At 71.4% G+C, this 25,827-nt stretch carries 23 protein-coding genes and 1 tRNA gene; 12 read left to right on the forward strand and 12 right to left on the reverse strand.

The window, feature by feature from the left end:
- Positions 1-46: 46 nt before the first annotated feature.
- The 4 genes from rplI to rpsF form a co-directional block, all read right to left on the reverse strand.
- Complete coding sequence (rplI, locus tag ACLBYG_RS06600) at positions 47-619, reverse strand: 50S ribosomal protein L9 (protein ID WP_020090634.1); 573 nt, start codon at positions 617-619, stop codon at positions 47-49.
- Between the two features lie 41 nt (positions 620-660).
- Positions 661-1,710, reverse strand: a complete 1,050-nt coding sequence (locus tag ACLBYG_RS06605; RefSeq protein WP_447680940.1) for a hypothetical protein — start codon at positions 1,708-1,710, stop codon at positions 661-663.
- 128 nt (positions 1,711-1,838) lie between these two features.
- Entirely contained in the window at positions 1,839-2,090 is a 252-nt protein-coding gene (rpsR, locus tag ACLBYG_RS06610; RefSeq protein WP_007561044.1) for a 30S ribosomal protein S18, read from the reverse strand.
- A 3-nt stretch (positions 2,091-2,093) separates the two neighbouring features.
- Positions 2,094-2,555 carry a 30S ribosomal protein S6 gene (gene rpsF, locus ACLBYG_RS06615; RefSeq protein ID WP_020090632.1) on the reverse strand — a complete coding sequence of 154 codons (462 nt, stop codon included), beginning with the start codon at positions 2,553-2,555 and terminating at the stop codon, positions 2,094-2,096.
- Positions 2,556-3,062: 507 nt separating this feature from the next.
- Between rpsF and hpnA the strand changes: the two genes are divergently transcribed.
- From hpnA to ACLBYG_RS06645, 6 genes are all read left to right on the forward strand, one after another.
- A complete protein-coding gene (gene hpnA / locus ACLBYG_RS06620) occupies positions 3,063-4,091 on the forward strand; it encodes a hopanoid-associated sugar epimerase (RefSeq protein ID WP_026604540.1) in 1,029 nt (342 codons plus the stop codon).
- Positions 4,088-4,984, forward strand: a complete 897-nt coding sequence (gene hpnC / locus ACLBYG_RS06625; RefSeq protein WP_056531744.1) for a squalene synthase HpnC — start codon at positions 4,088-4,090, stop codon at positions 4,982-4,984. Before hpnA ends, hpnC begins: the two co-directional genes overlap by 4 nt.
- Complete coding sequence (hpnD, locus tag ACLBYG_RS06630; RefSeq protein ID WP_447680941.1) at positions 4,981-5,832, forward strand: presqualene diphosphate synthase HpnD; 852 nt, start codon at positions 4,981-4,983, stop codon at positions 5,830-5,832. Before hpnC ends, hpnD begins: the two co-directional genes overlap by 4 nt.
- Positions 5,832-7,133: a hydroxysqualene dehydroxylase HpnE gene (hpnE, locus tag ACLBYG_RS06635; protein WP_091679133.1), complete on the forward strand. Its 1,302-nt coding sequence runs from the start codon at positions 5,832-5,834 to the stop codon at positions 7,131-7,133. The genes hpnD and hpnE overlap by 1 nt, the downstream gene beginning before the upstream one ends.
- A gap of 42 nt (positions 7,134-7,175) precedes the next feature.
- Positions 7,176-9,173, forward strand: coding sequence for a squalene--hopene cyclase (shc, locus tag ACLBYG_RS06640; protein WP_447680942.1), 1,998 nt, complete (start codon positions 7,176-7,178; stop codon positions 9,171-9,173).
- Positions 9,174-9,406: 233 nt separating this feature from the next.
- Positions 9,407-10,105, forward strand: coding sequence for a phosphorylase (locus ACLBYG_RS06645; protein WP_447680943.1), 699 nt, complete (start codon positions 9,407-9,409; stop codon positions 10,103-10,105).
- Positions 10,106-10,227: 122 nt separating this feature from the next.
- Here ACLBYG_RS06645 and ACLBYG_RS06650 read toward each other — a convergent pair whose 3' ends face one another.
- The gene (locus ACLBYG_RS06650; RefSeq protein WP_020090625.1) at positions 10,228-11,754 is read right to left on the reverse strand and encodes a Do family serine endopeptidase; all 1,527 of its coding nucleotides are present in this window, start codon (positions 11,752-11,754) and stop codon (positions 10,228-10,230) included.
- Positions 11,755-12,080: 326 nt separating this feature from the next.
- On the opposite strand from ACLBYG_RS06650, the gene ACLBYG_RS06655 reads away from it, so the two are divergent.
- Positions 12,081-12,359 (forward strand): hypothetical protein, encoded by a 279-nt coding sequence (locus ACLBYG_RS06655; protein WP_447680944.1) that lies wholly within the window; start codon positions 12,081-12,083, stop codon positions 12,357-12,359.
- A gap of 157 nt (positions 12,360-12,516) precedes the next feature.
- Here ACLBYG_RS06655 and ACLBYG_RS06660 read toward each other — a convergent pair whose 3' ends face one another.
- From ACLBYG_RS06660 to ACLBYG_RS06675, 4 genes are all read right to left on the reverse strand, one after another.
- Positions 12,517-15,234, reverse strand: a complete 2,718-nt coding sequence (locus ACLBYG_RS06660) for a valine--tRNA ligase (protein ID WP_447680945.1) — start codon at positions 15,232-15,234, stop codon at positions 12,517-12,519.
- 113 nt (positions 15,235-15,347) lie between these two features.
- Positions 15,348-15,890, reverse strand: a complete 543-nt coding sequence (locus tag ACLBYG_RS06665; protein WP_447680946.1) for a PopZ family protein — start codon at positions 15,888-15,890, stop codon at positions 15,348-15,350.
- Positions 15,891-16,087: 197 nt separating this feature from the next.
- Positions 16,088-17,701, reverse strand: a complete 1,614-nt coding sequence (locus tag ACLBYG_RS06670; protein WP_091679122.1) for a TolC family outer membrane protein — start codon at positions 17,699-17,701, stop codon at positions 16,088-16,090.
- A gap of 413 nt (positions 17,702-18,114) precedes the next feature.
- Positions 18,115-18,873, reverse strand: coding sequence for a collagen-like protein (locus tag ACLBYG_RS06675; protein WP_447680947.1), 759 nt, complete (start codon positions 18,871-18,873; stop codon positions 18,115-18,117).
- A gap of 279 nt (positions 18,874-19,152) precedes the next feature.
- On the opposite strand from ACLBYG_RS06675, the gene ACLBYG_RS06680 reads away from it, so the two are divergent.
- Complete coding sequence (locus tag ACLBYG_RS06680) at positions 19,153-19,377, forward strand: hypothetical protein (protein WP_447680948.1); 225 nt, start codon at positions 19,153-19,155, stop codon at positions 19,375-19,377.
- Between the two features lie 21 nt (positions 19,378-19,398).
- Here ACLBYG_RS06680 and ACLBYG_RS06685 read toward each other — a convergent pair whose 3' ends face one another.
- A complete protein-coding gene (locus ACLBYG_RS06685) occupies positions 19,399-21,312 on the reverse strand; it encodes a putative bifunctional diguanylate cyclase/phosphodiesterase (protein WP_447680949.1) in 1,914 nt (637 codons plus the stop codon).
- A 306-nt stretch (positions 21,313-21,618) separates the two neighbouring features.
- Here ACLBYG_RS06685 and ACLBYG_RS06690 point away from each other — a divergent pair, with 306 nt between their 5' ends.
- Positions 21,619-22,686 carry a spore photoproduct lyase family protein gene (locus ACLBYG_RS06690; protein ID WP_020090617.1) on the forward strand — a complete coding sequence of 356 codons (1,068 nt, stop codon included), beginning with the start codon at positions 21,619-21,621 and terminating at the stop codon, positions 22,684-22,686.
- Positions 22,687-22,779: 93 nt separating this feature from the next.
- A complete protein-coding gene (locus tag ACLBYG_RS06695; RefSeq protein ID WP_091925371.1) occupies positions 22,780-23,238 on the forward strand; it encodes a nucleoside deaminase in 459 nt (152 codons plus the stop codon).
- Positions 23,239-23,254: 16 nt separating this feature from the next.
- Here the strand turns inward: ACLBYG_RS06695 and ACLBYG_RS06700 are convergent, their stop codons facing one another.
- The gene (locus tag ACLBYG_RS06700) at positions 23,255-23,566 is read right to left on the reverse strand and encodes an ETC complex I subunit (protein ID WP_020090615.1); all 312 of its coding nucleotides are present in this window, start codon (positions 23,564-23,566) and stop codon (positions 23,255-23,257) included.
- Positions 23,567-23,591: 25 nt separating this feature from the next.
- A tRNA-Pro gene (locus ACLBYG_RS06705) sits at positions 23,592-23,668 on the reverse strand.
- A 391-nt stretch (positions 23,669-24,059) separates the two neighbouring features.
- Between ACLBYG_RS06705 and ACLBYG_RS06710 the strand changes: the two genes are divergently transcribed.
- Together ACLBYG_RS06710 and ACLBYG_RS06715 are read left to right on the forward strand one after the other, a co-directional pair.
- Positions 24,060-24,998 carry an SMP-30/gluconolactonase/LRE family protein gene (locus ACLBYG_RS06710; RefSeq protein ID WP_056531771.1) on the forward strand — a complete coding sequence of 313 codons (939 nt, stop codon included), beginning with the start codon at positions 24,060-24,062 and terminating at the stop codon, positions 24,996-24,998.
- Between the two features lie 115 nt (positions 24,999-25,113).
- The gene (locus ACLBYG_RS06715; protein ID WP_132366017.1) at positions 25,114-25,821 is read left to right on the forward strand and encodes a glutathione binding-like protein; all 708 of its coding nucleotides are present in this window, start codon (positions 25,114-25,116) and stop codon (positions 25,819-25,821) included.
- Positions 25,822-25,827: the final 6 nt, after the last annotated feature.

A 25,827-nucleotide genomic window follows, 5' to 3' on the forward strand; every position in this document is an offset into this window, starting at 1 on the left:
GGCTTGACCGGCCGGTTGGCCGGCCGGTCAAGCCTGCAAACGGGAATCAGCCGCGGTCGTCGGCGCCCTCGCCGGCATCGGCCAGCGCCTGACCGACCTCGAGGCCGAGGTCGTCGAGGTTGAACGCCTCGCGCTCGGTCACCGACTCGCCGCGGGCCTGACGCTCGGCCTCCTCGGGGCTGCGGGCGACGTTGACGGTGATCTCCACCTCGACCTCGGGGTGCAGCACCACCGGGACCGTGTGCAGGCCCAGCGTCTTGATCGGCTGGTTCAGGGTGAACTGACCGCGATCGACCGTGAAGCCCTCCTTCGCGACGACCTCGGCGAGGTCGCGGGTCGAGACCGAGCCGTAGAGCACGCCGGTCTCGCCGGACTGACGGATGAGGACGAAGCTCTGGCCGTTCAGCTTCTCGGCGACGACCTCGGCGTCCTTCTTGCGGTCGAGGTTGCGGGCCTCGAGCTGGGCGCGCTGGGCCTCGAAGTGCTTCTTGTTGGCTTCCGTCGCGCGCAGGGCCTTGCCGCGGGCGAGCAGGAAGTTGCGGGCGAAGCCCGGACGGACATTCACGGTCTCGCCCATCTGGCCCAGCTTGGCCACGCGCTCGAGCAGGATCACTTCCATGGTCTTTCTCCTTCAGGTGTTCGGCCACGCGGGCCGGGGTCTCACGGCGCCGGATCGCCCTTGGGGCGTCGGCGGTCGAGGGCTGTGTCGGCGAGGCCGAACAGGGTCAGGGCGACCAGGGCGATGCCCTGGGTCACGAACAGGATCAGGTACATGCCGAACAGCATGAGCCCGCGCCCCGGCCGGCCGCGGGAGCGGTCGTGGAAGGCGGCGAGTCCCTGGAGGGCGAAGGCGGCGCTGAACGCGCCGAGCAGCGCGACCCCGAACACGCCGACATAGCCGGGCGCGAAGCACATCGCGACGGCCGCCGCGACCGCCACGAGCGTGCTGCGCGGCATGGCGGTGGCGGGGATGTCGGGCCAGGGCCGCGGCAGGCGGCCGGAGATCTTCACGATCCGGGCCGACGCCCAGAGGTAGAAGGCCAGCAGCAGGGCGAGGCCGTTCGCCGCGAAGGCGGGCACGACGCGGGCGAGGGCGTCCGCCACCTCGGCCCGCGTGACGTCCGCCGGGTCGGCCTCGGCCTGCGGGGCCGGACCGGGTGTCGCCGCCCCGTCCTTGCCGGCCGCCTCGCCGCCGGTCGAGGGCGCGTCGGCGCGCGGGGCGTCTGCGCGCGGGGTCTCGGGGGACGGGCGGGCGGAGGGCAGCCGCGTCTGGACCAGGGTCTGGGCGAGCCCGCGCAGCTGCGCGTCGAAGGCGGCGTGGTTCGGCGACGACAGGACCGCGATGGCGATGAAGGCGAGGGCGGCCGTGGCGGCGATCCAGCCGAGCAGGCGGCCGGTCGGGTACCATTCGAGGCCGGCGGGCGTCTCGCGCCCGAGGAGCGCGAGGTAGGCGAGCCACCAGGCGGGCAGGGCGATGTAGGCCGCGAAGGCCAGTCCCAGGAAGGGCGCGATCACCAGGACCAGCGCGAGGCTGCCGGCGGCGGCCGCGGCGAGCGCGGCCTTGTGGCTCCAGCCCAGGCCGACGATCAGGATCGGCAGCGGCGCCACGAGGTAGAGCAGGATCGCGAGCGGCGTCGCCTTCAGCAGCACCCCGAACAGGAGTGCGGAGACGAGGCCCGCGCCGATACCGATGCCGATGTGCTGTGCCATGAATTCCGCTGTCCCGCTGCCGGTACGGCAGGGTTAGAGGCGGCTACGCGCCCCAACGATCGGGCGGCGCGAGCCGCCCTCTGGGAGGGCCGGCCCGGGCAGATGCCGGGCCGGCGGGTTCTGATGGCCTACTTGATCACGTAGGGCAGCAGGCCGAGGAAGCGGGCGCGCTTGATCGCCTGGGCGAGCTCGCGCTGCTTCTTGGCCGAGACCGCGGTGATCCGCGACGGCACGATCTTGCCGCGCTCGGACACGTAGCGGGACAGGAGCTTGACGTCCTTGTAGTCGATCTTCGGCGCGTTCGCGCCGGAGAACGGGCAGGTCTTGCGACGACGGAAGAAGGGACGGCGTCCGCCGCCCGCACCAGCACCGAATGCCATGGGTTAGCCCTCCCCGCCGAAGCTGCGCTCGCCGCGGTCACCGCGATCGCCGCGGTCACCACGGTCGCCGCCGAAGCCGCCACCGCCGAAGCCCTCGTCATCGCGACGACGGCCGCGCTCGCGATCCTTGCGGTCGTCGCGGTCGCGCTTCTGCATCATGGCGGACGGCTCGGAATCGAGCTCCTCGACCCGGATGGTCATGAAGCGCAGCACGTCCTCGGAGATCTGCATCTGGCGCTCCATCTCGGCGATGGCGGCCGGCGGGGCGTCGATGTTGAGGAGGGCGAAGTGCGCCTTGCGGTTCTTCTTGATCCGGTAGGCGAGGGACTTCACGCCCCACATCTCGATCTTCTCGAGACGGCCACCGTTCTGCTCGATCACACCCTTGTAGGTGTCGATCATCGTCTCGACCTGCTGGGACGTCACGTCCTGGCGGGCCAAGAGCACATGCTCGTAGAGAGGCATTGTCGGGCCTTTCATCGTCAAAAGGAGCCCGGCCGCCGGAAGGCGGCTGATTCGGGCCGGTTCATCTCGCGCTACGCTCGGCGCCAAGCCCTTCGAGCCGATTTTCAGGCCCGAGCGGTTGATCGAAGGCGGAGACACCGGACGACGGGATCTGGGAGAGCCCTGTGCCGCGAGCGGCACCGTCCGTTCAGCCCCCGGCCGGAGCGAACGCGAGGGGCGGCGCATAGTCGGTTTTTCGCGACCTGGCAAGGTCGCGGCGTGGGTCGCGGCGTGGGTCGCGGGCCCGAACTCCCCGCGGCCGCGGGGATCGGGCCGCGCGTCCCGTACCGGGCCCTGCCGGGACGGCCCCGCCTGTTGTGCGTAACACGCCCACGGGCGCGTGCCGCGCCGCGGCGCGACCCTGTCCGGCACCGCTCAAGCTTGCCGCTCGGGCGGTTCGATGACACAAGCGCGGCGCGGCTGGGGATCCCCGGCCGCACTGGTTTTCGGTAATCCTCCAGATCCGCGATGGCAGAGGCCCCAGCTTCCGGCCCGTCCGAGGTCGGTCCCGTGCTGATCACCGGCGCGAGCGGCTTCCTCGGCTCAGCCCTGGTCGACGTGTTCCGCCGGGCCGGCTTCCCGGTGCGCATCCTCGTGCGCGCGTCGAGCCCCCGCCGCAACCTCACCTGGACCGACGTGGAGATCGCCGAGGGCGACATGCGCGACCCGGCCGCCGTGGCGGCGGCGATGCGCGGCCAGCGCTACCTGATCCACGCCGCGGCCGACTACCGGCTCTGGGCGCCGGACATGGAGGAGATCGTCCGCACCAACCGCGACGGCACGCGCCTGATGATGCGCGCGGCGCTCGAGGCCGGCGTGGAGCGTGTCGTCTACACGTCGAGCGTCGCGACGATCAAACCGCCGGCCGACGGCGTCACGCCCTCCGACGAGACCATGCCGCTGACGCCCGAGACCGCGATCGGCGCCTACAAGCGCAGCAAGGTCGTGGCCGAGCGGGTGGTCGAGGAGATGGTCGCCCGGGACGGCCTGCGAGCGGTGATCGTCAACCCGTCGACGCCGATCGGTCCCCGCGACGTCAAGCCGACGCCGACCGGCCGGATCATCCAGGAGGCGGCGCTCGGCAAGATGCCGGCCTTCGTCGATACCGGGCTCAACCTCGCCCACGTGGACGACGTGGCCCAGGGGCACCTCCTGGCGCTGCGCAAGGGCCGCATCGGCGAGCGCTACATCCTCGGCGGCGAGGACGTGTTCCTCTCGCAGATGCTCGCCGACATCGCCGGCATGGTCGGGCGCAAGCCGCCGACCGTGAATCTGCCCCGGGCCGCCGTCTACCCGGTGGCGTTCTTCGCGCAGCTCGCCGCGCGGGTCACCGGCAGGCAGCCCTTCGCGACGATCGACGGGATCCGCATGTCGCGCTACCGGATGTTCTTCTCGGACAGGAAGGCGCGCGCCGAACTCGGCTACACGGCCCGGCCGTACCGCGAGGGCCTGTCGGACGCGATCACGTGGTTCCGGGAGGCGGGCTACCTCGCATGAGCACCCTCGATTCCGCCACCGCGACGCGCTCCGGCAAGGGGCACCGCGACGAGAACTTCCCCGTCGCCTCGCACCTGATCCATCCCCGCCACCGGGGCGCGATCCTGGCGTTCTACAACTTCGTCCGCGCCGGCGACGACGTGGCCGATCACGCCGCCCTGTCGCCCGAGCGCAAGATCGAGCTGCTCGATCGCCTCGCCGATGCGCTCACCGGCGCCGGGCCGTCCGATCCCGAGGCCGAGCCGCTGAAGCGCGAGCTCGCGGCCCGCGGCCTGCCGCCCCGGCACGCCCTGGAACTCCTCGACGCGTTCCGCATGGACGCGCGCAAGAACCGCTACGCGGACTGGGACGAGCTGATCCACTACTGCCGCTACTCGGCAATGCCGGTGGGCCGCTACGTCCTCGACGTGCACGGCGAAGACCCGGCCCGGGTCTACCGGGCGTCCGACGCCATCTGCGCGGCGCTCCAGGTGATCAACCACCTCCAGGATTGCGGCAAGGACTTCGCGGCGCTCGACCGGGTCTACCTCCCGCAGGATTGCCTCGACCGCCACGGTGCCACCGTGGCGATGCTCGGCGAGGCCGAGGCGCCGCCGCAGCTCCGGGCCGCGATCCGCGAGCTGGCGCAGCGCTGCCTCGACCTCCTCGACGAGGGCGCGGTCCTGCCGGACCTGATCGACGACCTGCGCCTGTCGCTGGAGATCGCCGCCATCCACCGGCTCGCCGTCGTGCTGAGCCGGGGCCTGCTGGAGCGTGACCCGCTCTCGGAGAAAGTCCATCACGGCAAGGCCGCCTTCGCGCTGACGGCGCTGGGCGGCGTCGCCGCCACCCTGGCGCGCCGGCCCTTCCGCGGCCGGACCGTCCGGGCCGCGGCTCAGGGAATCCGCTCGTGACCGCCACCGCCACGCCCGTCCAGGACCACGCGAGCGCCGCCCCGGCGCTGCCCGCCGCCGGCTCCTCCTTCTACACGGCGATGCGCCTGCTGCCGAAGGAGCGGCGGGAGGCGATGTACGCCGTCTACGCCTTCTGCCGCGCCGTCGACGACGTCGCCGACGACGGTGGCACCCGGGCCGTCCGGCAGGTCGAGCTCGACCGCTGGCGGGCCGATATCGACGCGCTCTACGCCGGCCGCCCGGCCCCGCGGGTGCGCGACCTCGTGGAGCCCGTGCGCCGATTCGGCCTGAAGCGCGAGGATTTCCAGGCGGTCATCGACGGCATGGCGATGGACGCCGTCGAGGACATCGTCGCCCCCGACGCCGAAACCCTCGACCTCTACTGCGACCGGGTCGCCAGCGCGGTCGGCCGGCTGTCGGTGCGGATCTTCGGCATGCCGGAGGCGGACGGCATCCGGCTGGCGTGGCACCAGGGCCGCGCGCTCCAGCTCACCAACATCCTGCGCGACATCGACGAGGATGCCGAGCGCGGCCGCCTCTACCTGCCGCGCGAGAAGCTCCGGGCGATCGGCCTCACCGACCCGACGCCGGCCGAGGCGATCGGCCATCCCCGCATCGGCGAGGTCTGCATCTCCCTCGCCCGCGAGGCCGAGGACCATTACCAGGCGACCTGGGAGATCATCCGGCGCAGCCCCCGCAAGGCGACCAAGGCCGCCCGGCTGATGGCCGCCGCCTATCACCTCTACCTCAAGGCGGTCCTCGCGCGCGGCTGGGCGATGCCCCGCGCCCGGGTGAAGCCCGGCAAGCTCGCGCTGCTGGGCGTCGTCGTCCGGCACGGCCTGATCTGATGGGCACCGTCCACGTCGTCGGCGCCGGCCTCGCCGGCCTCGCCGCTTCCGTCGCGCTCGCCGAATCCGGAGCCCGGGTGGTCCTGCACGAGGCCGCCAAGCAGGCCGGCGGCCGCTGCCGCTCGTACTACGACCCGGCCCTCGGCCTGACCATCGACAACGGCAACCACCTGCTCCTGTCCGGCAACGCCGATTCCCTCGGGTTCCTCCGGACGATCGGCGCGCCGGCCGACGCCCTGGTGGGGCCGGACGTGGCGGAGTTCGACTTCGCCGACCTGAAGACCGGCGAGCGCTGGCGGCTGCGGCCCAACGCCGGGCGGCTGCCCTGGTGGGTCATGAGCCCGGCCCGCCGCGTCCCCGGCACCCGGGCGCGGGACTACCTCGCGCCCCTCGGGATCCTGCGCGCGGCCTCCGGCAAGGCGGAGGGCGCGGGCGGCACGATCGGCGCCCACATGGCCTGCGAGGGCACGCTCTACCGGCGCCTCTGGCACCCGGTGCTGCTCGCGGCCCTCAACACCGAGCCCCGCGACAGCGACGTCGGGCTGGCGGCGCGGATCCTGCGCGAGACCCTGGGGGCGGGCGGCAAGGCCTGCCGCCCGCTCGTGGCCGTCGAAGGGCTGTCCTACGCCTTCGTGGATCCGGCGATCCGCTACCTCACGAGCCGCGGCTGCGAGATCCGCCTCGGCCGGCGCCTGCGCGGCCTCGACCTCGCGGACGGCCGCGTCGGGCAGCTCGTGTTCTCGGACGGTGCCGAGACCCTCGGTCCGGAGGACGGCGTCGTGCTGGCGCTGCCGCCGTGGGTCGCCCGGGAGGTGTTGCCCGGTCTCCTCGCACCGGTGGAATTCCGCTCCATCGTGAACGCGCATTTCGCGCTGGTGCCGAAGCCCGGCAGCCCGCTCGTCCTCGGCGTGGTCAACAGCCTCACGGAGTGGCTTTTCGCCTATCCCGACCGGTATTCGGTCACGATCAGCGGTGCCGACCGGCTCCTCGACGTGCCCCGCGAAGACCTCGCGCGGCAGATCTGGGCCGAGATCGCACAGTTGTGCAACCTTGCACCCGACCTGCCCAGCTGGCAGATCGTAAAGGAGAAGCGTGCGACCTTCGCGGCGACGCCGGCGGAAGCCGCGCGGCGCCCGAAGGCCGAAACCGCCTACGACAATCTCGTCCTGGCAGGCGATTGGACCGCCACCGGCCTGCCGTCGACGATCGAGGGAGCGATCCGCTCTGGTCAGACGGCCGCACGTTCCTTGCGTGCGGGATCTGCCGCGCGTGCTGGAACCCAGGTGCGCGGCGCAGCTTGAGGCATGGCGTCCGCCGCGAGGCGGTCGTTCGAGGCGAGGACTATGAGAGAGGCCGTTAGCAAAGTCGAGGCGCTGCAGCGCTCGAAGACTCAAGGGATCTCGCTCGAGGACGTCGAGCGCGGCGTGGCGCAGGCGACGCGCGCGCTGACCGCCCTGGCGCACGACGACGGGCACATCTGCTTCGAGCTCGAGGCGGATGCCACGATCCCGTCCGAGTACATCCTGTTCCACCATTTCCGCGGCACGCGGGTCCCCGGGGACCTCGAGGCCAAGATCGGCAACTACCTCCGCCGCACCCAGGGGCGGCACGGCGGATGGGCCCTCGTCCACGAGGGGCCGTTCGACATGAGCTGCACGGTCAAGGCGTATTTCGCCCTCAAGATGATCGGCGACGACATCGAGGCGCCGCACATGCGCCGGGCGCGCGAGGGCATCCTGTCCCGCGGCGGCGCGGCCAACGCCAACGTGTTCACCCGCTTCATGCTGGCCCTCTACGGCGAGGTGCCGTGGCGCGCCGTGCCGGTGATGCCCGTCGAGGTGATGTTCCTGCCGAAGTGGTTCCCGTTCCACCTCGACAAGATCAGCTACTGGGCCCGCACCACCGTGGTGCCGCTGTTCGTGCTCCAGGCGACCAAGCCCCGGGCGCGCAATCCCCGCGGCATCAGCGTGCAGGAGCTGTTCGTCACCCCGCCGGAGAGCGTCCGCTCCTGGCCGGGCTCGCCCCACGCCACGTGGCCCTGGACGCCGATCTTCGGCTTCATCGACCGGGTGCTGCAGCGGGTCGAGAACCACCTGCCGCGCAAGAGCCGGCAGCGCGCCATGGAGATGGCGCGCGCCTGGGTGAGCGAGCGCCTCAACGGCGAGGACGGCCTGGGCGCCATCTTCCCCGCCATGGTCAACTCGGTGCTGATGTACGAGGTGATGGGCTACCGGCCCGATCACCCGCAGGTCCGCGTCGCCTGCGACGCCATCGAGAAGCTCGTCGTCGAGAAGGCCGACGAGGCCTACGTCCAGCCCTGCGTCTCGCCGGTCTGGGACACGGCGCTCGCGAGCCACGCGCTGCTCGAGGCCGGCGGCCCCGAAGCCGAGGCCCAGGCCCGCGCCGGTCTGGACTGGCTGAAGCCTCGGCAGGTGCTCGACATCGTCGGCGACTGGGCGGCGCGCAAGCCGAAGGTCCGGCCGGGCGGCTGGGCGTTCCAGTACGCCAACGCGCACTATCCCGACCTCGACGACACCGCCGTGGTGGTGATGGCGATGGACCGGGCCATGCACCAGCACGGCCTCGTCGCCGGCATGCCGGACTACAAGGCCTCGATCGCCCGCGCCCGGGAATGGGTCGAGGGGCTGCAATCCGAGGACGGTGGCTGGGCGGCGTTCGACGCCGATAACAACCACATGTACCTCAACCACATCCCGTTCTCGGATCACGGCGCGCTGCTCGACCCGCCGACCGCGGACGTGACCGCGCGCGTGGTCGGGATGCTGTCCCAGCTCGGCGAGACCCGGGAGACCTCCCGCGCCCTCGACCGCGGCGTGAACTACCTCCTGAATGATCAGGAGGAGGACGGCTCGTGGTACGGCCGCTGGGGCATGAACTTCATCTACGGCACGTGGTCGGTGCTCTGCGCCCTCAACGCCGCCGGGGTCGACTCCGCCGATCCGCGCATCCAGAAGGCCGTGTCCTGGCTGATCCGGATCCAGAACCCGGATGGCGGCTGGGGCGAGGACGCCTCCTCGTACAAAATCGACCCGGCCTTCGAGCCCGGCTCGTCCACCGCCTCGCAGACCGCCTGGGCGCTCCTCGCCCTGATGGCGGCCGGCGCGGTCGACGACCCGGCCGTGACCCGGGGCATCAACTTCCTGACCCGCACGCAGGGCGCGGACGGGTTCTGGAGAGAGGAGCGCTACACCGCCACGGGCTTCCCGCGGGTCTTCTACCTGCGGTACCATGGTTACCCGAAGTTCTTCCCGCTCTGGGCGATGGCGCGCTTCCGCAACCTCAAGCGTGGCAACAGCCGGCGCGTCCAGTTCGGCATGTGACGTCCGCCGACGTCCTGGGGCCGGCCCGGCGGGCCGGCCCCGCTCCGCCGGATCGCGGCGCGCTCGACCGTCCCGACAGCCGATCCGCGAGCCCCGGTACGAGACACGTGGCCTCCTCAGACAGCGATCCCGCGGGACCGGACGAACCGCCCCCCGCGCCGGATCCGGCCCGGACCCCGCCTCGGCGCTCGCGCCTTCTTGCGGACCTCGCCGGACTCGTCCACGAGCGCGCCATGATCGATCCCGCCGCACCCGTCCTGGCCGTCACCGGCCTCGCCCGCGAGCGCCGCATGGCGGCGGGGGAGGGGGTCGAGGCCGTGGGAGCCGGCGGCAACCCTCACCGTCTCCGCCAGCTCCTGGAGGCCCGCGGCCAGCCCGGCTGCCGCGCTGTGATCAGCTTCGGCATCGCGGGCGGCCTTGATCCCTCGCTCCGGCCCGGAGACGTCGTGGTGGGCACCGGCGTGGTGAGCGAGGAGGGGCGGCGCGCCGCCGATCTCGACCTGTCGGCCACGCTGCTCAACCTCCTGTCCGGCGTCGGGCCGCGGGTGATCCCGGCGGATCTGGCTGGCGTCGACACGGCGGTGCTCGCGGTCGACGGCAAGACGGACCTGCGGACCACCACCGGCGCCGCGGCCGTCGACATGGAATCGCACGTGGCCGCGTCCTTCGCGGGCCGGCACGGCCTGCCCTTCGCGGCCGTGCGGGTGGTCTGCGACCCGGCCGACCAGGCCCTGCCGGCCTTCGCGGCCTCGGCCCTCACGCCGGACGGCGAGCCCGACATCGCCGCGGTGTTCTTCGCCTTCGCGCGCGGCCGGGCACGCCTGGGAGACCTGATGCGCCTCGCCCGGGACTCGAACGCCGCCTTCGCGGCGCTGGGACGGTGCCGGACGCGGCTCGGGCCTGGACTGGGCATACCGGTCCCAGGGCGCTGAGGCGCCCAGACGCTCAGTCGCGGTGAAGGGGCCACGAAAAAGCGCCGGCCTGTTCGGCCAGCGCGAGTCGGAGGTCACCACGAGACGGCGCGGGGCGGACCCCGCGCCGGGAGAAACCGGCCTCAGCCGGCCTTCTTGTTGAGCGAGACCGCCACGAACCGGGTCTGGCCCTTGCCGCTCTTCACCCGCATCAGCACGGCCTTGCGTCCGCTCGACTCGGCCGCCCGGATCTGCGTCGCCACGTCCGACGGACGGGCCACGCTCTGGCCGCCGACGTCGAGGATCACGTCGCCCGCCTCGATACCCTTGGCGGCCGCCGGGCCGTCGGGATCGACCTGGACCACCGCGACGCCCTGATCCGACAGGCCGACATCGCCGGCCGGGGCGAGCTGCAGGCCGAGCCGCGGCTGGCCGTTGCCCGAGTCGTCGTCACGGCTCGCCATCTTGGTGCCGTCGGTCGGCATCGTGCCCAGCGTCACCGTGGCGGTGTCGGTCTTGCCGCCGCGCAGGTAGCTCAATTCGACCTTGGCGCCCGGCTTCAGGCCGGCGATCTTGCGCGACAGTTCGCGGGCGCTGTCCACCGTGTCGCCGTTGACCTTCTCGATCACGTCGCCCGCCTTCAGGCCGGCCTTGGCCGCCGGGGTACCGTTCTCGGCGTGGTCGACCAGGGCGCCCTTGGCCTTGTCGAGGCCCAGGCCCTCGGCGATGTCCTGCGTCACGGGCTGGATCTGGACGCCCAGGTAGCCGCGGGCGACCTTGCCGTCGGTCCGGAGCTGGTCGACCACCGCCTGAACGGTCTCGGCGGGGATCGCGAAGGCGAGGCCGACGCTGCCGCCCGACGGGGACGCGATGGCGGTGTTCATGCCGACCACCTCGCCGTTGACGTTGAAGGTCGGGCCGCCCGAGTTGCCCTTGTTGATGGGCGCGTCGATCTGCAGGAAGTCGTCGTAGGGGCCGGCGCCGATGTCGCGGCCGCGGGCCGAGACAATGCCGGCGGTCACGGTTCCGCCGAGGCCGAACGGGTTACCGATCGCCACCACCCAGTCGCCGACCTGCGGCGCGGCCTTGCCGAACTGGACGTACGGGAAGTTCGAGCCCTCGGTGATCTTCAGCAGGGCGACGTCCGTCTTGGAATCCTTGCCGATGACCTTGGCGTCGAGAGTGCGCCCGTCGTCCAGCGTCACCTGCACGGTCTTGGCGTGGTCGACCACGTGGTTGTTGGTGACCACGTAGCCGTCGGCCGAGATGATGAAGCCGGATCCCACCGCGCCGCGCGGGCCCTGATGCTGGGGCTGCATCCCGCCGGGACCGTTCTGGCCGAAGCGCTTGAAGAACTCGCGCAACTGCGGCGGCACGTTCTGGAGGTTGCGCCCCTGGCTCGGGCCATCGTCGTCGTCGCTGCTCGCCGAGTCGTCGAGCTTCACCTTCACCGAGACCACGCCCGGCTTCACCTTGTTGACGATGCCGGCGAACGAGCCCGGCGGGTGCTCGGGCGCCTCGATCGGCGACTTGGGCAGAGCCTGCGCGTAGGCCGGGGTCGCGGCCGGCAGATAGCCGCTGCCGATGGCACCGCCGGCAATCAGCGCTGCGGCCGCTACGGAGGCGAGGGCGCGGCGCGAGGTGCGGCCAGTGGGACGGGTCTCGGTCATGGGGGGTCTCAACCTCTCGGGACTGATCGGGACGACGCCGGCGGTCGCGGCCGTCGATGGGATCTGTCTAAGGCGCGGCGCCTGACCCGGGCGTGGCGATCAAATTACCGTTTGGACAGGTAGCCGAGCGCTCGCGGAGCCCCAGCGCGATCGCGGCGCGTGACCGAGACCGGAGGTCCGACGACCCGGCGCGGGTTGGGCCGGATCCAGGCTCGTGCTGTCCGGCACCGCCGTTTCCGGAAGTCGATCTTAAATACCGCTCAGTTCGGCGGGCCGGCGCAATCTCGGTGCCGCCAGATTTGAATGTGTAGGCAGAGGAATTGACAATGAAGGTGCTGTTGGCGGTCGCCATGTTATTCGGGTCGACTGTCGGCGCGCTGGCGGTCGAGTCGTACGCGGATTACCGTGATTACTTCGACGCGAAGACCGTCATCGCAAGTCGCGCGCCGCGCAGCGTTTCCGAGAGAACGTACAGCGTCGATACGCGCCGCCCCGGAGATGAGCGCGTTGCGAAATCGGCGGCCAACTTCCGGCCCGGCTACTGGAACCAGTCGGGCGGCTACGTTCCACCGGACTATTCCCTGCATCTGCGGGGCGCGTCGTAGGACGGCTTCTGGACCCCGAACGACGCGTTCGCCGCCAGTTGGGGCGGGCCGCGGGCGTTCACCGGAACCCTCGGCACCCGACGCTGACGGGCGAGCCTCCGGGACCGGGTCACCCCCGGGGCGGGCCTGACACGTCGGAGCGCTCCCGGACGGGCGCTCAGTCCCCGCTGAGCCGGACCAGAGCTTCCTCGATCTTCGCCAGCCGCGCCGACTCGCTCTCGCGGCGCTCCCGATTCTCCTCGATGATCTCCTCGGGCGCCCGGGCCACGAAGTCGGCGTTGCCGAGCTTGGCGTCGATCTTCTTGATCTCTCCCTGCGCCTTGCCCTGCTCCTTCTTCAGACGCGCGACCTCGGCCGCGAGGTCGACCACGCCTTCAAGGGGCAGCGCGGCGACGCTGCCGCGCACCAGGAGCTGGACCGAGTTCCTCGGCGGCGTCTCCGCGAAGGTGATCTCCGACAGTCGGGCGAGGCGCAGGAGCGTGTCGCGCCACGCCTCAACCCGCGCTCTCACCTCCGGGGCGGCGCCGACCATCACCAGCGGGATCTGCGCGCCGGCCGGGACATTGGTCTCGGACCGCGCCGAGCGGATCTGGCTGACGAGATCGACCACGAACCCGACCTCGGCCTCCGCGGCCGCGTCGGCGAGGCCGCCGAGGTCCGGCCAGGCGGCCAGGGTCAGCAGGCCGCGCTCCGGCAGGTCGGCGCCCTTGATCGCCCACAGCTCCTCCGTGAGGAACGGCATGAAGGGGTGCAGCAGCTTGGCGACCTGATCGATCAGGAACGCCACGCTCGCCTGCGTCTCGGCCCGGACCGCCGGATCGACACCCTCGCCCTGGAGCACCGGCTTGGCGAGCTCGAGATACCAGTCGCAGAAGATGTTCCAGACGAAGCGATAGGCCACCGCCGCCGCGTCGTTGAAGCGGAAGGCCTCGAGGGCGCCCGCGACCTCGTCGACCGCGCGGGCCGCCTCAGTGAGCGCCCAGCGGTTGATCGCGCCGGTGGCGGAGCGCGGGTCGAAGGCCGGGTCGAGGCGGCAGCCGTTCAGCTCCGCGAAGCGGGCGGCGTTCCAGAGCTTGGTCGCGAAGTTGCGGTAGCCCTGGACCCGGTCGGTGGACAGCTTGATGTCGCGGCCCTGGACGGCCAGGGCGCAGAGGGTGAAGCGCAGGACGTCGGCGCCGACCTGATCGATCAGTTCCAGGGGATCGACGACGTTCCCCTTCGACTTCGACATCTTCGCGCCCGACGCGTCCCGCACCAGGGTGTGCAGGTAGACCGTGTCGAAGGGCGCCCGGTCGGTGAGGTGCAGGCCCATCATCATCATCCGGGCGACCCAGAAGAACAGGATGTCCTTGCCGGTCACCAGGGTGTTGGTCGGGTAGAAGCGCGCGAGTTCCGGGGTCGAGTCGGGCCAGCCCAGCGTCGAGAACGGCCAGAGCGCCGAGGAGAACCACGTGTCGAGGACGTCCGCGTCGCGGGTGAGCGCGACCGGCCGGCCGTGCTGCGCCTCGGCCGCCGCCTGCGCCTCGGCCTCGCTCTCGGCGACGAAGATGCCGCCGGCGTCGTCGTACCAGACCGGGATCTGGTGGCCCCACCAGAGCTGGCGCGAGATGCACCACGGCTCGATGTTGGTGAGCCACTGGAAGAAGATCTTCTCGTAGTTCTCCGGCACGAACTTGGTCTGCCCGTCGCGCACCGCCTGGAGGGCGCGCTCCGCGAGCGGCTTGACGTTCACGTACCACTGGTCGGTCAGGTAGGGCTCGATGACCACGCCCGAGCGGTCGCCGTGCGGGACCGCGTGGGTGTTCGGCTCGATCGCGCGCAGCCGACCGCGCGCCTCCATCAGCGCGACGACCTCCTTGCGGGCCTGCGCCCGGTCGAGGCCGTGGAGCGCCAGGGCCTCCGGCTCGGGCGCGACGCCGTCGAGGAACTCGGCGTTGCCGTCGAGCAGCATCCGGCCCTCGGGGTCGAGGACGTTGATCAGGCCGAGCCCGTGGCGGCGGCCGACGTCGAAGTCGTTGAAGTCGTGGGCGGGCGTGATCTTGACCGCGCCCGTGCCCTTCTCGGGATCCGAGTAGGTGTCGGCCACGATCGGGATCAGCCGCCCGACCAGCGGCAGGCGCACGCGCTGGCCGACGAGCGCGGTGTAGCGCGCGTCCTCGGGATGGACCGCGATGCCGGTGTCGCCCAGCATCGTCTCGGGGCGGGTGGTGGCCACCGTGATGACGGCGCCGGTCTCGGCGCCGGCCTCGTCCACCACCGGGTAGTCGAAGTGCCAGAGATGGCCCCTGGTCTCGACCTGCTGGACCTCCAGGTCCGAGATCGCGGTCTGAAACTTCGGGTCCCAGTTCACCAGCCGCTTGTCGCGATAGATCAGGCCCTGCCGGTGCAGGTCGACGAAGGTCTTGAGCACGGCGCGGCTCAGCCCCTCGTCCATGGTGAAGCGCTCGCGGGACCAGTCGCAGGAGGCGCCCAGCCGCTTCAGCTGGTTGACGATCGCGCCGCCGGATTCCGCCTTCCAGGCCCAGACCTTCTCGACGAACGCCGCGCGGCCGATCTCGCGCCGGCCGGGCTCCTGGCGCTCCATCATCCGCCGCTCGACCACCATCTGGGTGGCGATGCCGGCATGGTCCGTCCCCGGCTGCCAGAGCACGTCCTTGCCGCGCATGCGCTCGAAGCGGCAGAGGATGTCCTGCAGCGTGTTGTTGAGGGCGTGGCCCATGTGCAGCGAGCCCGTCACGTTCGGCGGCGGGATCACGATGCAGTACGGCGGGGCCCCGGCGCGCTCGGGCCGGCCGGCACGGAAGGCGTCCGCCTCGGCCCAGGCGGCGGAGATCCGCGCCTCGACGGAGGTGGGCTCGAAGGTCTTGTCCATCATCGCGGGTACGGGCCGGCGCTTGTCCAAACGGGGGTGGCCCCGCTTTCGACCGTCACGCCGCTCCCGTCAACACGCGGACGGCGGCCCGCGGCCGCCGTACCCAGGCCGCCGGCTCAGCGGCCGCGCGACACCCGCTCGATCTCGGCGCGCACGAGGCGCTCGACCACGGCCGGGAGGTTGTCGTCGAGCCAGGATTTCAGCATCGGCCGGAGCATCTCCTTGACGAGATCCTCCAGGGTCCGGGCGTTCTGCGTCAGCACGGTGTGGGCCAGCAGGTTGAACGCGCCGCTGACGCTGGCATCCGTGGCCGGAGAGACCAGGGCCTCGGGCTCCGGCTCGGGCGAGCGGGCAGCCTGGAGCACGGGCTGCGGGGGCGGAGGCGGCGGCTCCGGGGCCGGCTCGGGCTCGGGCTCGGGCTCCGGTTCGGGCGCGGCGGTCACCGGGTCCTCGAAGTCGATCGCGTCGAAGTCGAGCAGATCCGGGGCCGGCTCGGGTTCCGGCTCCGGCTCGACGACGCGCGGGCGCATCACCGGCTCGGCGACCTCCGCGAGGTCGAGCACGTCGTCGGGCTCCGGAGCGGGCGCCGCGACCTCGGCCGGCTTGGCGGCCTGATCGTCGGCGATGATCCTCCGGATCGACGCGAGGATCTCTTCCATCGAAGGCTCGTGCGCCTTATCGGCAGCCTTGTCCTGGAATTTCGAGTCCGGGATCTTGGGGCTTGCTGCACTCATCGGCAGGCGCACTCGGGCATGGGAGACTGGAAAGCGACCCGAATGGATCGATGTTCAATCAGTATTCCATGCCGTTTCGTGACGGCAAGCGCGCCCACAACACACTCCCCGTGGAAAAGCCGTCAGCGACCGTCCGGGGTGCGCAGGCCGAACCAGAGATCCTTGACCTGATCGTAGTGAACCTTGGCGCTGTAGTATTCGACCGGGAGCGCCGTGAAGCGCGCGGTCAACTGTCCGATCGCCTGGACCACCCCGTAGGAGAAGATGACCCGGTCACGCTGGGCGACGATGAGGTTCACCCGGGAATTCAGCAGTTCCTGCTGCGCGTTGAGCACGTCGAGGGTCGTGCGCTGGCCGACGCGCGCTTCCTCGCGCACGCCGTTCAGCGCCACCTCGTTGGCCTGGACCTGGGCCTGGGCGGCGATGACCTGCGCCTTGGCGGCCTCGAGCCGGCCCCAGAAATCGACGATCTGGGCGCGGACCTGATCGCGGATCTGGTCGACCTGGATGCGGGCCTGGCCGACCGATTCCTTGGCCTGCCGGATCTGCGCGTAGGTCTGGCCGCCCTCGTAGATCGGGATCGAGAGCCGTCCGCCGACGAAGCCGACGAAGAAGCTCTGGTTCGGTCCGTTCTGGTCGTAGAGCTGGCTGAGCGAGCCCTGCAGGCTGAGCTGCGGGGCGAGCTGGCCTTCCAGGACTTTCACCTGGGCCTCGCTCGCGTCGACGTTGTGGATGGCCGAGACGACCTGCGGGTGCTCGCGCAGGCCGACGGCGATCGCCTGATCGAGGCTGCGCGGCACGAACCGGTCCAACGGCCGACCCGGCGCGAGCTGGCGCGGCTCGACACCGATATTCTGCCGGTAGACGCCGATGCTCGTGCGGAGAGTCGACTCGGCCTGGGCGACCTGCGATCGCGCGCCGGCCAGTCGGGCCTCGGCCTGGGCGACGTCGGTCCGGGTCACCTCGCCGACGTTGAAGCGGTCCCGGGTCTGGCGGAGCTGCTCTTCCAGAACCTCGACGTTGTTCCGGTTCAGCTCCAGCGTCGCCGTGTTGCTGAGCACGTTCATGTACGCCTGGACGGCGCTGTACAGAACCGACAGCTCGGTGAAGCGCAGGCTCTCGCGCTGGCTGTAGACCTGCGACTCCGCGCGCCGGACCGTGTTGTCGGTCTGGAAGCCGTTGAAGATCGTCTGCGTGACGTTCAGGCTGGCGGAGCTCGGCAGGTAGGTGGTGCGCGTCGTCCGCCGGGAGGTGATGACCTGGCTCGCGATGTCGGAGGTCGCGCCGCCGGACAGGCCCTCGCCGCCGGTCGCGGATCCCGCCGCCCCGGCACCTGAGGTTCCGATGCCGGTGGTGCCGCCCGCGGTCCCGATCCCCGTCGTCCCGATCCCCGTGGTCGTTCCGGTCCCGGTCGTCCCGGCGCCCGCCGTTCCGCCCAGGCCGCCGCCCGTCGTCCCGAGGGCCGATCCGGCGGTGGTCGCGGCCGTGCCGCCGGTGGCCGCCGACGCGACCGTGCTGGACGAGCGCGTCTGAAGGTACTGGACGCCGATCGCGGCGTTGACGTTGACGGTCGGCCGGTAGCCCGACTGCGCGATCGCCACGTTCTCGTCGATAGCGCGCACGCCCGCACGGCTGGCGTTCAGGCTCGGATTGCCCTGATAGGCCTTCGCGAGAGCGCTCTCCAGAGTCTCGGCCGATGCCGGCATGGCAGCCAGCATCGCGAGTCCGGACACCATCCCGGCCAGGCGGAACGTCGGGCAACTCGCTGGTGGACGTCGTGTCACGATGAACAAGCCCTTGCGGTCTCTTTCGGTCCGGAAGTCCGAGACGAAAACGGCCAAGGTACGGCGTTTCGCTCGTCTCCGATCAAGCCCGCCCCACCGTCACGCTTAGCGCAAACCGGGCGCTTTGGCTCGCCTCGGTGCGGGTCTGGCGGCGGAATGTGCGGCGTTGGGGCATTAAGGTGACACACCCGGCGCGGACAGCGCGGCACGCGAGCGAATTGAGTTGTTAAGTCGCATAAATACGCTCTTCCAAAGACTATTGCCGGCGTGCAGCCACGCGAGACTTGGGAGCCGACGCGTCGCCCCCGGCCGGGCACAGGGCGGCCCGTTCCGCGGCTGGCCCTGCGGTCGACACCGGTCCGCGCCTAGTAGCGGTCCATCCCGCCGCCACCGGCGTCGGGCTCCAGATCCAGCGGTCCCTCCGGCGCGGATTCCGGCTCGGGTGCGCGGCGCGCCCGCGCCGGCGGCCGCGGCTTCGGCGCCGGCCCCGCCAGCGCGGCCGACGGGTTCGGTTTCGGCGCGGCGCTCGGGGAAGTCGGCTGCCCGCGGGTGCTGCCGGGCGGCCCGGGCGGGCCGGGCGGGCCCATGGCACCCATCAGCCCCGGTGCGCCGGCCATGCCGATGGGTCCGCGCTCGCCCGGCGGGCCCGGCGGTCCGGCGACGCCCTCCGCGCCGGCTGGCCCCTGGGGTCCGGGCGGCCCGGGCGGTCCCATCGCGCCCCGCTCGCCGGGAGGTCCGGCCTCGCCCCGCGGACCCGTCTCGCCGCGCGGGCCGGCCGGGCCGGGGAGCCCGGGCGCCTGCGGCCCCTGCTGGCCGCACTCGCCGACCACGATGCTGCGGGTCTGTTTCGGCGTCCGCAGCGTCGCGATGCAGGTGGCCGGATGGTAGACGACGCGAAACTCGAAATAGCCGCGGCTGTCGGTCCGGTGGGGGAACTGGCCGTCGAGCGTGATCTCCACCCCCGGATCGTCGGCGTAACCGATGATCCAGAGATCACCGCCGGTGATCTTGGCGGCCTCGATGCGCATGTCCGCCGCCCGCGCCGGCAGCCCGCAGGCGGCCGACAGGGCCAGCATCGAACACAGCGCCCAGCGCTCGCGCCACAGGCGCTTGGCAGATCTCATGGCAGGTCACGCAGTCTTTTAGACGGTCAGAATGCCATAGCCCGCAAACTAAGCAATAAATTGCGGAGAAAGTTGGATGTGGAAAAGCGCGGCCGGTGGAAGGCCGTAGTCCGAAATGGGTATTCGAAGGGCGCGCGGCGGGGCCTGTAGCGTGACCGCGCTGGACCCGGTCAGGCGTGTGCGGACCGGGCCGGCAGAGGAGTGACGCGGACCGATTCACCGGTCACCGCCGCGCGAGCGCCCCGGGCCGCATTCGGACCCGCGGTGGAGGGTTCTGCCGTGGACAACGACGATCCGCCCTGGGACACGGACCCGCTCTGGTACGACCGGACCGAGTCCGGAACGCCGCCGGGACCCATCCTCGAGGCGCTGGCCTGGCTGTTCCTGCTGGCGATCGCCGGGTGCGCGGCGCTCGTGTGGCTCTACGGAATGCCGGACCGCCTGTGGCGCGCGGCGGCGCGCCGGCTGATGCGCCGCGATCCGGCGGATGCCGGGCGGTTCTGAGCCGCGCGCGCCGGCACCGGCTCAGGCCGCGGCGATGCGCGTGCTGAGCAGGGTGGCTTCCAGATCTTCCACCGGCATCGGGCGGCCGAGATGGTAGCCCTGCAGGAACGGGCAGCCCATCGCCTGCAGGATATTCAGGTCCTCGGCCGACTCGACGCCTTCCGCCACCACGTCGAGCCCGAGCAGCCGGCCGAGGCCGAGGACGGCGAGGACGAGCCCACGCTTGTCGTCGCTCGCCCCGAGGCCGGTGACGAAGCTCCGGTCGATCTTGATCCGGTCCGCCTTGAGCTGGCGCAGCGAGGAGAGCGACGAGTAGCCGATGCCGAAATCGTCCAGGGCGACCCGGATGCCGGCGCGGGACAGCGCCTGTAGCTTGCCCTGCACCGCGCCGATGTCGAGGGCCGTCTCCTCGGTGATCTCGATCTCCAGCATGGTGGGCGGCAGGCCGAGGAGGTTCAGGCGCCCGATGACGATCTCGTCCACGGGGACCTGCGCCATCTCCCGGGGTGAGACGTTCATCGCCACGCGCACGCCGCTCAGGCCGCGGCGATGCAGGATCTCCAGCATCGCGCAGACCTGCTCGAGGATGTAGCGGAGCAGCGATTCGGTCAGGCCGGCCATCGCGGCGGCGGCGATCAGGTCCGGGGGCGCGATCCAGCCGAGCCGCGGATGCTCCCAGCGGATCAGGGCCTCCAGCCCGACCAGGGTCCGGCCATCGGCGGCGTAGATCGGCTGGAACCAGACCTTCGGGGCGTTCTCGACCAGGGCCTGCGACAGGTCGCGCTCCAGGTCCCGCCGCATCTGCAGCCCCTCGCGCAGGCCCGAATCGAACACCCGGTAGCGGTTCCGCCCGGCGGCCTTCGCGGCGTAGAGCGCCTCGTCGGCGCAGCTCAGCATCTCGGTGAAGCTCGGCTCCGCGCTCGCGTGGACGCCGATGCTGACCCCGAGGCGACCCGCGTCGAAGCCGTCGAACGGCTGGGATACCGCGGCGATGAGGTTCGCCGCCATGACATCGTCGGGCACGCCCGACGTCACGGGATCGTACAGCACCGCGAACTCGTCGCCGCCCAGCCGGGCCGCGAGACCGTTCTCCGGCAGCGCGTCCTTCAGCCGGCGCGCCACCTCGACGAGCACCCGGTCGCCCGCCTTGTGGCCGTAGACGTCGTTGACGAACTTGAACCCGTCGAGGTCGAGCATCAGCAGGCTGAGGGTCCCGGTGCGGAGCCGGTTCTCCGTCGCCTGGAGGAAGCCCGCGCGGTTCAGCAGGCCGGTGAGATCGTCGTGCGTGGCGCGCCACCGCATCTCGTCCACGAGGGCGCTGGCGCTGGCATGGGCCTCGGCGCGGGACCGGGCGAGGGCGTGGGCCTCGTTCTTGAGCCGGCTCGCCTCGCGAAACACGGACTCGCTGCGGAACGCCGTGTGCGTCAGGGCGAGGAAGTAGAGCAGCACGCAGGCCGCGAGGCAGTTCCGGTCGAAGTCGCCAGCATAGGCGAGGCAGGCCACGACGGACAGCAGCGGAAGGGCGATGAAGGCGAGGGGGATGCGCGCGTACGCGATCCCGTGCGTCACCGCCCCCGCGGTCACGCCGCAAGTGATCGTCAGGTAGAACAGGGTCTCGGCGGTCGTGTAGCCGTCGCATAGGAGCGGCTGGCAGGCCCAGACCAGTCCGGAGAGGAACGCCGCGACCGTGAAGACGCACAGGTGCCGGTCGACAGAGCGCGCGGCGGCCGCGGCGAGGCTCGGCGTCATGTCGGCGGTCAGCGCCAGGCCGAGGCAGGGGATCCGGCAGAGGGCGATTCGCAGGAGGTTGACGCTGGTCGACGCCGCGAACCAGATGGCCCCCACGGTGCCGTGCCCGCTCCTGTATGCGACGAGCATGCTCGCCACGCCGAGCAGCATGTTGACCGGGATGGCCGCCAGCACGCTCCCGCGCATGGCCTCCAGCTGATCCCGCCGGATCAGCGCGCCCCACCTCGGATCTGCAGGGTCGAGAGATTCACCGGAGCCGGGTGAGCCCGGCTCGGATCTCTCCTGGTCCCGAACGATCATCGCACGTCCACTCGAAGATGAGGGACTCATGGCACCGAATCGTAAGATATCGTTGAACGATCAACGCGCGCCGCGCCCGATCCCGAGCTTTTCGCGCGCCGCGCGAAGAGAGACTCCGGGTCGCAAGGCATTCCGGCCGCGTCGCCGCGCACCATATCGGGTCCCGGGCCGCTCCCGGGCCCCGGATCGTCCATGGCCCTGACCCGCGACCTGCTCGATATCCGGACGATCTATCACGAGCCCACCGTCGGCGACTTCCCGCTGGGCCGGGACATCCTGGCGCGCTTTCCCGACGCCGCGCGCATCGTCGTGCCGTCGCACTGGAACATCCCGGAACTCCACGGCAACGCCGGCTCGGTGGAGGATTGGGTGCGGATCAAGCGCTCGACGCTGGTCCTCGGCGTGAAGAAGGGGCTGGCGATGCGCCCCAACGGCCGCAGCGCCCACTTCATCGCGCCCTCGACCTCCAACGGCTGCGCCATGGCCTGCGCCTATTGCTACGTGCCGCGCCGCAAGGGCTTCTCCAACCCGATCTCGCTGTTCGTGAACCTCGAGCAGGCCTGCGCGGCGATCGCCCGCCACGCCGGCCGCCAGGGGCGCCTGCCGGAGCCGGACCCGATCGATCCGGAGCACTGGGTCTACGATATCGGCGAGAACGGCGACCTCTCGGTCGACGCGGCAGTCAGCGACGGCGTGCGCGCCCTGGTCGCGCTGTTCCGCACCCTGCCCAACGCCAAGGCCTCCTTCGCCACCAAGGCCGTCAACCGCGACCTCCTCGCCTACGATCCGCAGGGCAAGACGCGCGTCCGCTTCTCGCTCATGCCGGCGCGGATCGCCCGGATCGTGGACGTGCGCACCGCCCCGATCGCCGAGCGGATCGCCGCCATCGACGAGTTCGTGGCCGCCGGCTACGAGGTCCACGCCAACTTCTCGCCCGTGATCCTCTACGAGGGCTGGGAGGCCGACTGGCGGGCGCTGTTCGCCGAGATCGACGCGACGCTGTCCGACGCCGCCAAGGCGCAGCTCAAGTGCGAGATCATCATGCTGACCCACAACGCGGATCTGCACGCGGTCAATCTCGGCTGGCACCCGAAGGCCGAGGACCTGCTCTGGCGGCCGGACATCCAGGAGGCGAAGGTCTCGGAGGGCGGGGGCACCAACCTGCGCTACCGGGCCGGCTGGAAGGGCCGCTGGCTCACCCGCTTCAAGGCCCTGCTCGCCGAGACGATGCCCTATTGCACGGTGCGCTACGCGTTCTGAGCGCGGAGCGCTGAACTTCCGGCCGCGCGCGGCGTTGGCGCGCCAGCGGAGGAAAGCTCAGCCATGTCGAGCCCGTCCATGTCGAGCCCATCCATGTCGACGCACGAGGACCATATCGGCGAGGCGGTGGCCCTCGCCGCCGCCAATGTCGAGGCGGGCGGTGCGCCCTACGGCGCGGTCATCGTGCGGGAGGGGACCGTGCTGGTCCGCGCGGCCAACACCGTGCACGCGACCAACGACCCCAGCGCCCATGCCGAGATGGTGGCGCTGCGCGAGGCCAGCCGCCTCCTCGGCCGCCGCGACCTCGGCGACTGCGTGATGTACGCGAGCGGCCGCCCGTGCCCGATGTGCCACGCCGCGATGCGCCTGGCCGGCTTCAAGGAGGGCTACTTCGCCTTCTCGGCCGAGGAGGCCGAGACCTACGGCGCCGGCAGCGCGTCGATCTACGCCGAGCTCTGCCAGCCCCTCGACGCGCAGCCGATGCGCGTCACGCAGCTGCGTCCGCCGGGCGATTCGCCCTACCCGGCGTGGAAGGCGCGCCGCGAGGCCTGACGCGGCGGCGACGGCCTCAATGGGTCCAGGGCGCCGTGCGGTTGAACTTGAAATTGTCCGAGTAGGACAGGCCCTTGCGCTGGACGGGCTTGGCCGGCTGCTCGACGCGGTAGGCGATCCCCTCGCGCTTCGCGTAGGCCACGGCCTCCTCCTCGGTGTCGAATTCCAGGCGCACCTGCTGGAGCATGTCCGAGGACCCGTTCCACCCCATCAGCGGATCGATCTCGCGCGGGCTGGTCCGGTCGAACTCCAGGATCCACTGCTTGGTCCGGGCGAGGCCCGACTGCGTGGCGTCCCGAGACGGACGGAAGATGCGGGCGCTCGGCATCTGACTCGACAAGCTCCTGATCGAATGGTCGGGGCGATAGGATTCGAACCTACGACCCCCTGGTCCCAAACCAGGTGCGCTACCAGACTGCGCCACACCCCGACTGCCACACGGCCTCAATGCCGTAGCGGTTCCGCCGTTCCCCCGCAAGGCGCGGCGCGGTGCGCGCCGACGCTTCCGGGATCGGCCCTTCGCGGCGGCCTGGCCGTCGCGTACCACTTGTCAGACAAATCAGGGCGCGGTAGCGTTCGGGCTGGGACGAGGACCGGGCCGCCCCGCTGTCGAACCGGCGCCTGCCATCACTGGGGGGTGGAGGATGGTGCGCCCGGATCGACGTGCCGGGCGGTTCCGGCCCTCGTCGCCGCAGCGTCGCCGCAGCGTCGCCGCAGCGTCGCCGCAGCGTCGCCGCGGTGCTGCGCCTGCGTCCGCGCGGCGGGCCTTGCCGGCCCGCGCCGGAACGGTGACGATCGCCGCGAGTGACAGGGACCTGCCCGTGTGGACACCGAGCCCGCGCTACCCGGACCCAGCGGTCGAGATTCTCGACGCCGCCTTCGCCCGCTACCGGGTGTTCAACGCGGCGGTCGAGCGCCTCGCGACCGGCTTCCGCTGGTGCGAGGGGCCGGTCTGGTTCGGCGACGGACGCTACCTGCTCTGGAGCGACATCCCCAACGACCGCATCCTGCGCTGGGACGAGGAGAGCGGGGCAGTCGGCCTCTACCGACGGCCGTCGGGCTTCGCCAACGGCAACACCCGCGACCGGCAGGGGCGGCTCGTCACCTGCGAGCACGGCGGCCGTCGGGTCACCCGGACCGAGCATGACGGCGCGATCACCGTCCTGGCGGACGCGTTCGAGGGCCGCCGGCTCAACTCGCCCAACGACGTGGTGACCGCGGCCGACGGCGCGGTCTGGTTCACCGACCCACCCTTCGGGATCGGCGGGTTCTACGAAGGCGTGCGCGCCGAGCCCGAACTGCCGCAGAACGTCTACCGACTCGACCCGGTCACCGGTGCGCTGGAGGCCGTGGCCACCGACCTCGCCGGCCCCAACGGCCTGTGCTTCTCCCCCGACGGCCGCGTGCTCTACCTCGTGGAATCGCGCGGGCAGCCGACCCGGCGGATCGTCGCCTACGACGTGGTCGCCGGCCGCACGCTCCGCGACCGGCGGGTCCTGATCGATGCCGGGCCGGGCACGCCGGACGGGCTGCGCTGCGACGTCGACGGCAATCTCTGGTGCGGGTGGGGCATGGGCGACGACGCCCTGGACGGCGTCATGGTGTTCAACCCCGACGGCCGGCCGATCGGCCGCATCCGGCTGCCGGAGCGCTGCGCCAATCTCTGCTTCGGCGGCCGGCACCGCAACCGCCTGTTCATGGCGGCGAGCCAGTCGCTCTACGCCGTCCACGTCGACGTCCAGGGCTGCGCCGGCGGGTGAGGCCCGGATGCCCAGCCCTGCATGCGCCGCCGGCGTCGTCGCCGGCACCATGCTTGACCGGAGCGGCGCGCCGACCCACTTCCCGTCCGCCGGGGGCATAGCGGGACACCAGCCGATGATCGAACTCCATTACTGGCCGACGCCGAACGGCCATAAGATCACGATGTTTCTCGAAGAAGCGGGCGTTCCTTACCGCATTCATCCCGTCAATATTGGCAAGGGTGAGCAGTTCAACCCGGATTTCCTCAAGATCGCGCCCAACAATAGGATGCCGGCGATCGTCGACGACGAGCCGGCGGGCGGCGGCGCGCCGGTCACGCTGTTCGAGTCGGGGGCGATCCTGCTCTACCTCGCCGAGAAGACCGGGCGCTTCATCCCGGGTGACGCGCGCGGCCGGGCCGAGGTGCTGCAATGGCTGTTCTGGCAGATGGGCGGCCTCGGCCCGATGCTCGGCCAGAACCACCACTTCTCGCAGTACGCGCCCGAGAAGATCGACTACGCGATCAAGCGCTACGTCAACGAGACCAACCGGCTCTACGGCGTCCTCGACCGGCGGCTGGCCGACCGCGCCTTCGTCGCCGGGCCGGACTACTCCATCGCCGACATGGCCTGCTATCCCTGGATCGTACCGTGGGAGAAGCAGGGGCAGAACCTCGACGAGCACCCGAACCTCAAGCGCTGGTTCACGGCGATCGCCGAGCGGCCCGCCACCAAGGCGGCCTATGCCCGCGCCCCGGAGGTCAATCCCGATTTCGGCAAGACCATGAGCGAGGATGCCAAGAAGGTGATGTTCGGCCAGACCGCCGCCAGCACCAAGCGCTGACCGGAT

This window comes from Methylobacterium sp. D53M (assembly GCF_053345625.1).

Excerpts from the sequence above, each read along its gene's own strand:
- rplI (WP_020090634.1), bottom strand. The coding sequence starts at position 619 with ATGGAAGTGATCCTGCTCGAGCGCGTGGCCAAGCTGGGCCAGATGGGC.
- ACLBYG_RS06605 (WP_447680940.1), bottom strand. The coding sequence starts at position 1,710 with ATGGCACAGCACATCGGCATCGGTATCGGCGCGGGCCTCGTCTCCGCA.
- rpsR (WP_007561044.1), bottom strand. The coding sequence starts at position 2,090 with ATGGCATTCGGTGCTGGTGCGGGCGGCGGACGCCGTCCCTTCTTCCGT.
- rpsF (WP_020090632.1), bottom strand. The coding sequence starts at position 2,555 with ATGCCTCTCTACGAGCATGTGCTCTTGGCCCGCCAGGACGTGACGTCC.
- hpnA (WP_026604540.1), top strand. The coding sequence starts at position 3,063 with ATGGCAGAGGCCCCAGCTTCCGGCCCGTCCGAGGTCGGTCCCGTGCTG.
- hpnC (WP_056531744.1), top strand. The coding sequence starts at position 4,088 with ATGAGCACCCTCGATTCCGCCACCGCGACGCGCTCCGGCAAGGGGCAC.
- hpnE (WP_091679133.1), top strand. The coding sequence starts at position 5,832 with ATGGGCACCGTCCACGTCGTCGGCGCCGGCCTCGCCGGCCTCGCCGCT.
- shc (WP_447680942.1), top strand. The coding sequence starts at position 7,176 with ATGAGAGAGGCCGTTAGCAAAGTCGAGGCGCTGCAGCGCTCGAAGACT.
- ACLBYG_RS06645 (WP_447680943.1), top strand. The coding sequence starts at position 9,407 with ATGATCGATCCCGCCGCACCCGTCCTGGCCGTCACCGGCCTCGCCCGC.
- ACLBYG_RS06650 (WP_020090625.1), bottom strand. The coding sequence starts at position 11,754 with ATGACCGAGACCCGTCCCACTGGCCGCACCTCGCGCCGCGCCCTCGCC.
- ACLBYG_RS06655 (WP_447680944.1), top strand. The coding sequence starts at position 12,081 with ATGAAGGTGCTGTTGGCGGTCGCCATGTTATTCGGGTCGACTGTCGGC.
- ACLBYG_RS06660 (WP_447680945.1), bottom strand. The coding sequence starts at position 15,234 with ATGATGGACAAGACCTTCGAGCCCACCTCCGTCGAGGCGCGGATCTCC.
- ACLBYG_RS06665 (WP_447680946.1), bottom strand. The coding sequence starts at position 15,890 with ATGGAAGAGATCCTCGCGTCGATCCGGAGGATCATCGCCGACGATCAG.
- ACLBYG_RS06670 (WP_091679122.1), bottom strand. The coding sequence starts at position 17,701 with ATGGTGTCCGGACTCGCGATGCTGGCTGCCATGCCGGCATCGGCCGAG.
- ACLBYG_RS06675 (WP_447680947.1), bottom strand. The coding sequence starts at position 18,873 with ATGAGATCTGCCAAGCGCCTGTGGCGCGAGCGCTGGGCGCTGTGTTCG.
- ACLBYG_RS06685 (WP_447680949.1), bottom strand. The coding sequence starts at position 21,312 with ATGCGCGGGAGCGTGCTGGCGGCCATCCCGGTCAACATGCTGCTCGGC.
- ACLBYG_RS06690 (WP_020090617.1), top strand. The coding sequence starts at position 21,619 with ATGGCCCTGACCCGCGACCTGCTCGATATCCGGACGATCTATCACGAG.
- ACLBYG_RS06695 (WP_091925371.1), top strand. The coding sequence starts at position 22,780 with ATGTCGACGCACGAGGACCATATCGGCGAGGCGGTGGCCCTCGCCGCC.
- ACLBYG_RS06700 (WP_020090615.1), bottom strand. The coding sequence starts at position 23,566 with ATGCCGAGCGCCCGCATCTTCCGTCCGTCTCGGGACGCCACGCAGTCG.
- ACLBYG_RS06715 (WP_132366017.1), top strand. The coding sequence starts at position 25,114 with ATGATCGAACTCCATTACTGGCCGACGCCGAACGGCCATAAGATCACG.